This window comes from Promicromonospora sp. NPDC057488, assembly GCF_042802395.1.
Taxonomy (GTDB): Bacteria; Actinomycetota; Actinomycetes; order Actinomycetales; family Cellulomonadaceae; genus Promicromonospora.
In genome coordinates this window covers 1-2,925 of record NZ_JBHVEG010000322.1, presented here as the reverse complement: position 1 = coordinate 2,925, position 2,925 = coordinate 1, and the positions used below count along the sequence as shown (strand labels likewise).

At 71.6% G+C, this 2,925-nt stretch carries 3 protein-coding genes; 1 reads left to right on the top strand and 2 read right to left on the bottom strand.

Annotation, left to right across the window (positions count from 1 at the left end; translation table 11 throughout):
* Positions 1 to 65: 65 nt before the first annotated feature.
* Positions 66 to 929 (bottom strand): hypothetical protein, encoded by an 864-nt coding sequence (locus ACFU5G_RS29715; protein WP_377252717.1) that lies wholly within the window; start codon positions 927 to 929, stop codon positions 66 to 68.
* 141 nt (positions 930 to 1,070) lie between these two features.
* Positions 1,071 to 1,352, bottom strand: a complete 282-nt coding sequence (locus tag ACFU5G_RS29710) for a YciI family protein (RefSeq protein WP_020014778.1) — start codon at positions 1,350 to 1,352, stop codon at positions 1,071 to 1,073.
* Positions 1,353 to 1,440: 88 nt separating this feature from the next.
* Between ACFU5G_RS29710 and sthA the strand changes: the two genes are divergently transcribed.
* A complete protein-coding gene (sthA, locus tag ACFU5G_RS29705; RefSeq protein WP_377252715.1) occupies positions 1,441 to 2,859 on the top strand; it encodes a Si-specific NAD(P)(+) transhydrogenase in 1,419 nt (472 codons plus the stop codon).
* Positions 2,860 to 2,925 lie beyond the last annotated feature (66 nt).

Sequence of the window (2,925 nt, the reverse complement as noted above, 5' to 3'; positions counted from 1 at the left end):
TCCCCGAGCAGGGGGCGCGGCCTCCGGCCTGCTGCGGGCCGCTCCCGGCCGCGGTCAGCGCACGGTCAGACCACCGTGTAGTCCACGTCGATCGAGAAGATCTCCCGGTCCCCGGACCGGATGGTCCCGGTGAACGCCTGGGGGTGCCGGTCGGGCTCGGTGGGTGCCGACGGCTCGACGTCCACCGTGCAGGTCTCCCCGGCGGCGGCCAGGTTGTCCGCCCGCAGCCGGAACAGCCCCGGCTGCCAGCGGGCGTCGGGACCCGCCGCCGCCTCCAGCACGTGGTCGAACAGCGCGAACGCCGCGTACCCGGCCACGGACACCGGCAGCGCCGGGAAGCCGTCGAAGTGCCCCCGGCACATCGCCGCCTCCACGGCGAGCTTCGCCGTGGCGCTGTGCGCGTCGGCAGCGACGTCGACCAGCGGAGCCGGCGCGGCGTACGGGTTGGCCGGCTCCGTGGCGTCGGGGGCGCGGGCCGGACCCATCATGCGCCGGAACACCGGGACGGACATGACCAGGTACTCCACGTCCATCTGGGCCACGAGGTTGCCCTGGGGGTCGCGGAGCTCGGTCTGGGCCTCCGCCCGGTTGCGGCCGGTCATCTGGGCGCTCGCGGTCCCGATGAGCCTGGTCGGTGAGCCCGCGCGCGGGAACATGCGCCCGACGCCGCGGTGCGCGAGGTAGTAGTGCCGCTTGGTGCTGGGGTTGGCCGTGGCCGCGGCGCACAGGCCGAGGATGGCGAGGTGCCGGCCCGCCTCCGCGATCCCGACGACGGGGGCCTGTCGTCCCGTGGGGGACTGGACAGGGACGGTGGCGCTCGTCAGCCCTGGTTCCGGGCTGAGCAGGTCGCCAAGTGCGTAGTAGGGCGGCGTCACGCAGATGCGCGGGCCGATCTCACCGTAGCCAACCGTGCTGTCGACAGAGGTCATGCGGTGCCTCCCCGAACGGTAACCAACAGAGTCCGAACAGGCATCATGTGCACCAAGCAGCGCGTCACGCCATGGTTCGAACGTGACTATCAGGTAAAAACCTCTGCATGAATTGTAATGGGGTGAAGTTTTGCGACTTGTCTAGTCCGCGAAACCACCGATCACGACGTTCCACTGCTGCACGCCGCGCTCGCCGATGACGCCCGCGTGCGCGAACGGGTCCGCGTCCAGGGCGGCCAGCGCGGCCTCGGCGGACTCCGCCTCCACGACCAGCAGGGCCCGGGACCCGTCGTCGAGGGGACCCGAGGCGCGGACGACGCCGTCCGCGTTCAGCCGCCGCAGGAAGTCCCGGTGGCTGGGCCGGACCTCGTCGCGGGTCGCGACGTCGTCGGTGTAGGTGTAGCTCACGGCGTAGGTGCTCATGGGCGCAGCCTGCCATCCGGTTCGGCGAGCCGGTTAATTCTTGATGAAGACGCTCGTCACGGACCCGCCCGCACCCCACACTCTGTGCATGGACGCACGTGAGAACCACTTCGACCTCGTCGTGATCGGCTCCGGCCCCGGAGGCCAGAAGGCCGCGATCGGCGCCGCCAAGCTCGGCAGGCGGGTGGCGGTGGTGGAACGGCGCGACCAGGTCGGCGGCGTGAGCCTGCACACCGGCACCATCCCGTCCAAGACCCTGCGCGAGGCGGTGCTCTACCTGACCGGCCTGCAGATGCGCGACGTCTACGGCTCCAGCTACCGGGTCAAGGAACACATCACGGTGCCCGACCTCCTGGCCCGCCTCCAGCACGTCATCGGGCGAGAGATCGAGATCGTGCGCAACCAGCTCGCCCGCAACCACGTCGAGACCGTCGTGGGCAGCGCCCGGTTCACCGGGCCGCACGACATCGAGGTGGCCGACGCCGAGGGCGACGTCGTCCGGCGGCTGACCGCCGACAAGGTGGTCGTCGCCGTCGGCACCGCGCCCGCGCGCCCCGCGAACATCGCGTTCGACGGCGTCCGCGTGGTCGACTCCGACGGCATCCTCGACGTCAGCGAGGTGCCCCGGACCATGGTCGTGGTCGGCGCCGGCGTGATCGGCATCGAGTACGCCTCCCTCTTCGCCGCGCTCGGCACCCGGGTCACCGTGGTCGAGGCGCGCGACAAGATCCTCGACTTCTGCGACTCCGAGGTCGTCGAGGCGCTCAAGTTCCAGCTCCGCGACCTCTCCGTCACGTTCCGGCTGGGGGAGAAGGTCGAGTCGGTCACCGCGGGGGAGAACGGCACCGTCACGACGCTGGCCTCCGGCAAGCGGGTCCCCGCCGACTGCGTCCTGTACTCCGCCGGCCGGCAGGGGTGCACCGACGGCCTCGACCTCGCCGCCGCCGGGCTGGAGGCCGACCGCCGCGGTCGGCTCCAGGTGGACAAGCAGTTCCGGACCGACGTCGAGCACATCTACGCCGTCGGCGACGTCATCGGGTTCCCTGCGCTCGCGGCGACGTCGCAGGAGCAGGGGCGGCTCGCGGCGTACCACGCGTTCGGCGAGCCGGTCTCCTCCGTGCTGGAGCTCCAGCCCATCGGGATCTACACGATCCCGGAGATCTCCTACTGCGGGGACACCGAGGACCAGCTCACCACCGCGGGCGTGCCGTACGAGGTGGGGGTGGCGCGCTACCGCGAGCTGGCGCGCGGGCAGATCGTGGGCGACTCCTACGGGATGCTCAAGCTGCTGGTCTCGACCGAGGACCGCCGCGTGCTGGGCGTGCACGTGTTCGGGACCGGTGCCACGGAGATCATCCATATCGGGCAGGCGATCATGACCACGGGCGGCACCGTGGACCACCTGGTCGACACGGTCTTCAACTACCCGACGCTGGCGGAGGCGTACAAGGTCGCGGCCCTGGACGCCACGAACAAGATGCGCGACGTGGAGCGGTTCGGGCTCTGACCCGGCCGCCGTCGGCGCGGGCTCCGGCCCGGCGCACGAGGGCGCCCGCCCACCGTGCGGTGGACC

Bases quoted from the DNA above. Each gene is read 5' to 3' on its own strand.
- sthA (WP_377252715.1), top strand. From the start codon at position 1,441: ATGGACGCACGTGAGAACCACTTCGACCTCGTCGTGATCGGCTCCGGC.
- ACFU5G_RS29710 (WP_020014778.1), bottom strand. From the start codon at position 1,352: ATGAGCACCTACGCCGTGAGCTACACCTACACCGACGACGTCGCGACC.
- ACFU5G_RS29715 (WP_377252717.1), bottom strand. From the start codon at position 929: ATGACCTCTGTCGACAGCACGGTTGGCTACGGTGAGATCGGCCCGCGC.